The sequence below is a fragment of the Pseudomonas sp. genome (assembly GCF_030696055.1).
Taxonomy (GTDB): domain Bacteria; phylum Pseudomonadota; class Gammaproteobacteria; order Pseudomonadales; family Pseudomonadaceae; genus Aquipseudomonas.
Window position 1 is genome coordinate 40233 of the sequence record NZ_JAUYNP010000063.1, and the last position, 6735, is coordinate 46967.

At 66.1% G+C, this 6735-nt stretch carries 6 protein-coding genes; 5 read left to right on the plus strand and 1 reads right to left on the minus strand.

The features are described from left to right. Positions 1-90: 90 nt before the first annotated feature. Complete coding sequence (locus tag Q8Q83_RS03860) at positions 91-999, minus strand: LysR family transcriptional regulator (RefSeq protein ID WP_305621279.1); 909 nt, start codon at positions 997-999, stop codon at positions 91-93. A gap of 209 nt (positions 1000-1208) precedes the next feature. On the opposite strand from Q8Q83_RS03860, the gene Q8Q83_RS03865 reads away from it, so the two are divergent. The 5 genes from Q8Q83_RS03865 to Q8Q83_RS03885 all read left to right on the plus strand — a co-directional run. Continuing rightward, the gene (locus Q8Q83_RS03865; protein ID WP_305621281.1) at positions 1209-2702 is read left to right on the plus strand and encodes an aldehyde dehydrogenase; all 1494 of its coding nucleotides are present in this window, start codon (positions 1209-1211) and stop codon (positions 2700-2702) included. Positions 2703-2851: 149 nt separating this feature from the next. Next, a complete protein-coding gene (locus Q8Q83_RS03870) occupies positions 2852-4234 on the plus strand; it encodes an aspartate aminotransferase family protein (protein ID WP_305621283.1) in 1383 nt (460 codons plus the stop codon). A gap of 273 nt (positions 4235-4507) precedes the next feature. Continuing rightward, a complete protein-coding gene (locus Q8Q83_RS03875) occupies positions 4508-5491 on the plus strand; it encodes an ABC transporter substrate-binding protein (RefSeq protein ID WP_305621285.1) in 984 nt (327 codons plus the stop codon). A 64-nt stretch (positions 5492-5555) separates the two neighbouring features. Then, a complete protein-coding gene (locus Q8Q83_RS03880; protein ID WP_305621287.1) occupies positions 5556-6359 on the plus strand; it encodes an ABC transporter permease in 804 nt (267 codons plus the stop codon). Beyond that, a partial coding sequence (locus tag Q8Q83_RS03885) for an ATP-binding cassette domain-containing protein (RefSeq protein ID WP_371132359.1) occupies positions 6347-6735 on the plus strand: 389 nt, incomplete at its 3' end. The genes Q8Q83_RS03880 and Q8Q83_RS03885, both read left to right, overlap by 13 nt.

The following is a 6735-nucleotide window of genomic DNA, read 5'->3' on the forward strand; positions in this document are numbered from 1 at the left end:
GGAATAGCGCTCCCCGGATTTTATCCGGGCTACAAAAAATGCCGTCCACTTGGCTTAAGTGAACGGCATTACCGCCTAGCCGGGCCCAGGCTAAGCAGGCGCGCCCAACTGCTCCTTGCAGAACTCGACAAACAGCTGCGCCGGCTTGGTCAGCTGCGAGCGCTTCAGCCAGGCGGCGGCCAGCCCGGAGCTGGTCACCGGCTCGGCGATATCCAGCATCAGCACCTTCTTGCCGTCGTAGGTGCATTCCGAGTGCGGCCGGGTCACCAGCAGGGAGAAGCCGAAGCCCTGGCCGACCATGCCGCGCACCATCTCGATGGACGGCGAGCTGAAGACGATATTGGGCGTCAGGCCCAACTCCTCGAACAGGCTGACGAAGTAGGTGCGGCTCGGCTGCACGTCGAGCAGGATCATCGGCTCCAGACACAGGTCGCGCAGCGACACCTGGGCCTGGCCGCTAAAGCGGTGGCCCTCGGGCAATAGCGCATAGGGTTTCTGCGGAGCCATCAGCGCCTCGCTGTCGATGGTCGCATCCAGGTCGTGGTCGTAGAGGATCGCCAGGTCGAAACGTCCGGCGGTCAGGCCCTGCACCAGCTCCTGCTGCTCGCCGTCGCGGATGCGAATCTCCACCCCGGGATAGCGCGCATTGAAGCCGGCGATCAGGCGCGGCAGATAGAGCGGCGCCACGGTCTCGAAACAGCCGATATCGATCTGCCCGGCCACCACGTCGTTGTCGGCCAGGGCGTTCTGCTCGAACTCGCGGGCCATGCGGATCAGCTCCTGGGCCTTCTTGTAGAAGCGCGCGCCGCCCGGCGTCAGCGACACGCCCTGGGCGTGATGGCGGATAAACAGCTGCAGGCCGAAGCTCTCTTCCAGGCCCTTGATCGCCGTGGAGATCGATGGCTGGGCGATATACAGCTTGCGCGAGGCCTCGGCCACGCTGCCGCACTCCACTGTGGTGACGAAATACTTGAGCTGGCGCAAGGTATAGGCGGCCATGCGGTACCTCTTCGATAGTGGCCTGCGCAGGCCATCTTGTTGTGGATTAGCGGTATTCAACATACCCCAGCGGGGGCTTTTCGCCTGCCCAGTTTTTTCATGGCCTGCGAGCATATATTTACTAATTTTCCTTAACGCCAGTCTGCGCCACCATCCGCCTCAACAACCAGGTGACGCCGCGTTTGGCGCTAGGTATGAGGATAAAGGCGATGGTGCACTACAGCGATTGGCAACGGCGGGCGGCCGAGCAAGGCTTTATCACCCAGGCACTGATAGACGGCCAGCTGCGCCCGGCCCAGAGCGGCGCGACCTTCGCCTCGATCAACCCGGCCACCACCCAGCTGCTGGCCGAAGTCGCCGCCTGCGACGCGGCGGATGTCGATACCGCCGTGCGCAGCGCCCGCAGCGCCTTCGACCAGGGTCCCTGGGCGCGCATGGCGCCGCGCGAGCGCAAGCAGGTATTGCTGCGCCTGGCCGAGCTGATCCTGGCCAATCGCGAGGAACTGGCCCTGCTCGACTCGCTGAATATGGGCAAGCCGGTGATGGATGCCTACAACCACGACGTTCCCGGCGCCGCCCAGGTCTTCGCCTGGTACGCCGAAGCCCTGGACAAGCTCTACGATCAGGTCGCCCCCACCGCCAGCGACGCCCTGGCCACCATCCGCCGCGAACCCCTGGGGGTGATAGGCGCCGTGGTGCCGTGGAACTTCCCCCTGGACCTGGCCGCCTGGAAACTGGCCCCGGCCCTGGCTGCCGGCAACTCGGTGGTGCTCAAGCCCGCCGAGCAGTCGCCCTTCTCCGCCCTGCGCCTGGCTCAGCTGGCCCTGGAGGCCGGCTTGCCGAAAGGGGTGCTGAATGTGGTGCCGGGCCTGGGCGAAAGCGCCGGCAAGGCCCTGGGCCTGCATAGGGATGTGGACTGCCTGGCCTTTACCGGCTCCACCGAGGTGGGCAAGTACTTTATGGCCTACGCGGCCCAGTCCAACCTCAAGCAGGTGTGGCTGGAGTGCGGCGGCAAGAGCGCCAATCTGGTGTTCGCCGACTGCCAGGACCTGGACCTGGCCGCGGAGAAGGCCGCCTTCGCCATCTTCTTCAACCAGGGCGAAGTCTGCTCGGCCAACTCGCGTCTGCTGGTGGAGCGCTCGATCCACGATGAGTTCGTCGAACGCCTGCTGGTCAAGGCCCGCGCCTGGCAACCGGGTGATCCACTGAACCCGGCCAGCCGCATGGGCGCCATAGTCGAGGCGCGCCAGGCCGAACGCATCATGGGCTTTATCGACCAGGCGCAGAACCAGGGCGCCACCCTGGCCTGCGGCGGCCAGCGCCTGCGCATCAACGGCTCGGACAACTTTATTCAGCCGACCATCTTCACCGGCGTACGCCCGGACATGCAGCTGGCCCGCGAGGAAGTGTTCGGCCCGGTGCTGGCGGTGCTGCCCTTCGACAGCGAGGAAGAGGCCATAGCCCTGGCCAACGACAGCCCGTATGGCCTGGCCGCCTCGCTGTGGAGCGACGACCTCAACCGCGCTCACCGCGTGGCCAGGCGCCTGCGCGTCGGCACAGTGTCGGTGAACACGGTGGACGCCCTGGATGTCTGCGTGCCCTTCGGCGGCTGCAAGCAGTCGGGCTTCGGCCGCGATCTGTCGCTGCAGGCCTTCGACAAATACAGCCACCTGAAGACCACCTGGTTCCAGCTGCGCCCCTAAGCGCACGCGGCCTGCTGCTGGTCGCACTGTGGTGGTGCACGCGCGCGCTGCGCAGGTCACCGTCCCAGCTGGCGGCGCGCCAATAAAATTTCGCCTGGGGCTTGGGCCCCTGGCCATCCGCTAACACCTAAAGAGGCGAGGTCGTTGCCATGACTGTTGTGCAGAACCCCACCCGTACTACCCGTGACTACCAGGCCCTGGATGCGGCCCACCATATCCACGCCTTCGTCGACCAGAAGGCGCTGAACGCCGAGGGGCCGCGCGTAATGGTGCGCGGCGAGGGCCTGCAGCTCTGGGACAACGACGGTAAGCGCTATCTGGATGGCATGTCCGGCCTGTGGTGCACCAACCTCGGCTACGGCCGCAAGGACCTGGCCGCCGCCGCCAGCCGTCAGCTGGAGCAGCTGCCGTACTACAACCTGTTCTTCCACACCACCCACCCGGCGGTGGTGGAGCTGTCCGAGCTGCTGTTCAGCCTGCTGCCCAGCCACTACAGCCACGCCATCTACACCAACTCCGGTTCCGAGGCCAACGAGGTGCTGATCCGCACCGTGCGCCGCTACTGGCAGATCCTCGGCAAGCCGCAGAAGAAGGTGATGATCGGCCGCTGGAACGGCTACCACGGCTCCACCCTGGGCAGCACCGCGCTCGGCGGCATGGGCTTTATGCACGAGATGGGCGGCATGCTGCCGGACTTCGCCCATATCGACGAACCCTACTGGTATGTCCAGGGCGGTGAGCTGACGCCGGCCGAGTTCGGCCGGCGCTGCGCCCTGCAGCTGGAGGAGAAGATCCTCGAGCTGGGCGCCGAGAAGGTCGCCGCCTTCGTCGCCGAACCCTTCCAGGGCGCCGGCGGCATGATCTTCCCGCCAGAAAGCTACTGGCCGGAAATCCAGCGCATCTGCCGCCAGTACGACGTGCTGCTGTGCGCCGATGAGGTGATAGGTGGCTTCGGCCGCACCGGCGAGTGGTTCGCCCACCAGCACTTCGGCTTCCAGCCGGACACCCTGTCGATCGCCAAGGGCCTGACCAGCGGCTATATCCCCATGGGTGGCCTGGTGCTGAGCCAGCGCATGGCCGAGGTGCTGGTGCAGCAGGGCGGCCTGTTCGCCCACGGCCTGACCTACTCCGGCCACCCGGTGGCGGCCGCCGTGGCCATCGCCACTATCAAGGCGCTGCGCGACGAAGGCGTGGTCGACCAGGTGAAGCACGACAGCGGCCCCTACCTGCAGCAGTGCCTGCGCCAAGTGTTCGACGGTCACCCGCTGGTCGGCGAAATCCAGGGCAGCGGCCTGGTCGCCGCCCTGCAGCTGTGCGAGGACAAGGCCAGCCGCACGCGCTTCGCCAACGAGACCGAGATCACCTGGCGCTGCCGCAGCATCGGCTTCGAGGAGGGCCTGATCATCCGCGCCACCGGCGGCCGCATGATCATGGCGCCGGCCCTGGTGGCCACCCGCGCCGACCTCGACGAGCTGGTGAGCAAGACCAAGCTGGCGCTGGACCGCACCGCCCAGGAGTTCGGCCGGATGTAACGGCCACAGCTCCCCCTGAGAGCCTGTTTACGATCTCGCGAGCTAGAGCCAGACAAGGCAAAACTGGCCGAGGGAGCGGAGTTTACGAGCTGTAAATGAGCATCCCGAGGCTAGTTTTAACGCGGTATGGCCGACGCGCAGCAGATCGTAGACAGGTTCTTAAACAACAACCATGCAGCGCTGCCCCTGGGGCGGCGCCAAGGATTGCTTTTGGCCGTTGGCCAGCCTGCCACACAACTTAAACAACAAGCCGAAAGGCTGTGGGAGAGCTCCATGAAGAAGACCTTGCACCCCCGTTTCACCCATTCCGTTGCGACACTGGCCCTGGCTACGGGGCTGGCGACCGGCGCCCAGGCCGGCACCCTGTCGATCGGCCATACCACCTGGGTCGGCTACGGCACCCTGTACCTGGCCCGCGACCTGGGTTACTTCAAGGAGCAGGGCCTCGACCTGCAACTGACCACCATGGAAGAGTCGTCCATGTATATGGCCGCCCAGGCCTCCGGGCAGCTGTCGGGCTCGGCCTCGACCATCGATGAAATCCTCAAGTACCGCCCGCAGTTCTGCTTCAAGGCGGTGGCCGCGCTGGACGACAGCTTCGGCGGCGACGGCGTGCTGGTGGGCAAGGAGGTGACCAGCCTGAAGCAGCTCAAGGGCCAGCAAGTGGCGGTCAACGAGGGCTCGGTCTCGCAGTTCTGGCTGTCCTACCTGCTCAAGCGCAACGATATGCAGATGAGCGACCTGGATATCCAGAATATGACCGCCGACGACGCGGCCACCGCCTTTATCGCCGGGCGCGTGCCGGCGGCCGTGACCTGGGAACCGCACCTGTCGATGGTGCGGCAGAAGGGCCAGGGCAAGGTGCTGGTGGACAGCACCCAGACGCCTGGGGTGATAGTCGACGTGGTGGCGCTCAACTGCGAGGTCATCGAGCAGCAGCCGGAGGACGTCAAGGCCCTGGTCAACGGCCTGTATCGCGCCGTGCAGTACACCAAGGAGCACCCGCAGGAGGCCTACGCGATCATGGCCAAGGGCGTCGGCGGCTACCTGGCCGACCCGCTGGAAATGGCCAACGCGGCCAAGGGCGTACGCTTCTATGACCAGGCCATGAGCGAGCAACTGCTCGGCAGCGCCGACCAGGCCGGCGAGATCAAGGGCGTGATCCGCCTGGCCAACGAGACCTGGAGCGCGCTGCAAGGCAAACGCTTCGAGGTGCGCTACGACGAACTGGTCGATAGCCGCTTCGTCACGCCATAACCCCTGTCCGTCCCTTCCGCCGGGAGGGACTTACGTTCGCGCAACCTTACGACTGGAGGTGGCCATGGCCACTCGCACATCCTGGCTGCACCGCTGCCTGACCCCCAAGGTCGAGCTGCCGGCCCAGCTTCTCCTCGGCGCCAGCGTGCTCGGCTGGCTGCTGGTCATCGGCCTGTGGGCCGGACTCTCCTACGGCGGCGTGGTGCCGAGCATGTTCCTGCCCACCCCGGGCGCGGTGCTGCAAGCCGCCGCGCGCCTGGGCACCGACGGCACCCTGGCCAAACACATGTGGGCCAGCGTCGAGGTGGTGATGATCGGCTTCGTCGTCTCCTCACTGGTGGCGGTGCCGCTGGGGCTGCTGATGGGCAGCTTTCGCATAGTCCAGGCGTTTCTCGAACCGCTGGTGAACTTTATCCGCTACCTGCCGGTGACCTCCTTCGTGCCGCTGTTCATCCTGTGGATCGGCATCGGCCTGGAGCAGCGGGTGACGGTGATCATCTTCGGTGTGTTCTTCCAGCAACTGGTGATGATCGCCGACGTGTCCAAGGGCGTCGCCAAGGACCTGGTCAACGCCTCCTACACCCTCGGCTCCAACCGCCGCGACGTGCTCTTCCACGTGCTCGGCCCGGCCTCGCTGCCGGGCGTGCTGGATTGCCTGCGGGTGACCATGGGCTGGGCCTGGACCTACCTGGTGGTGGCCGAACTGGTCGCCGCCAGCAGCGGCCTCGGCTACATCAGCCTGAAGGCCATGCGCGGCTTCCAGGTCGACGTGATCTTCCTCGCCATTGCCATCATCGGCCTGCTGGGCCTGGTGACCGATCAACTGTTTCGAGTCCTTCGACTCAAGGTGGCCTCATGGGCGCAGTAACCGCTATGCAAGGTGCCAGCGCGCTGGCGCAACCCCTGCCGGCAACGGCGCCGGCGCGCCTGCGCGTCGAAGAAGTCAGCCTGCATTACCAGACGCCCAGTGGCGCCACCTTCACCGCCCTGGACAAGGTCTCCTTCGAGGTGCCGGACCAGCAGTTCGCCGTGCTGGTCGGCCCCTCGGGCTGCGGCAAGTCGAGCCTGCTGTATCTCACCGCCGGCCTGGCCGAGCCGAGTTCGGGGCGCATCCATGTCGGCGGCCAGCAGGTCGAGGGGCCGGGGGCGGACCGCGGCATGGTGTTCCAGAGCTACACCCTGTTCCCCTGGCTGACGGTGCGGCAGAACATCGAGTTCGGCCTCAAGCGGCGCAATATGCCGGC

Coding starts and splice junctions, on each gene's coding strand:
- Q8Q83_RS03860 (WP_305621279.1), bottom strand. CDS start 999: ATGGCCGCCTATACCTTGCGCCAGCTCAAGTATTTCGTCACCACAGTG.
- Q8Q83_RS03865 (WP_305621281.1), top strand. CDS start 1,209: ATGGTGCACTACAGCGATTGGCAACGGCGGGCGGCCGAGCAAGGCTTT.
- Q8Q83_RS03870 (WP_305621283.1), top strand. CDS start 2,852: ATGACTGTTGTGCAGAACCCCACCCGTACTACCCGTGACTACCAGGCC.
- Q8Q83_RS03875 (WP_305621285.1), top strand. CDS start 4,508: ATGAAGAAGACCTTGCACCCCCGTTTCACCCATTCCGTTGCGACACTG.
- Q8Q83_RS03880 (WP_305621287.1), top strand. CDS start 5,556: ATGGCCACTCGCACATCCTGGCTGCACCGCTGCCTGACCCCCAAGGTC.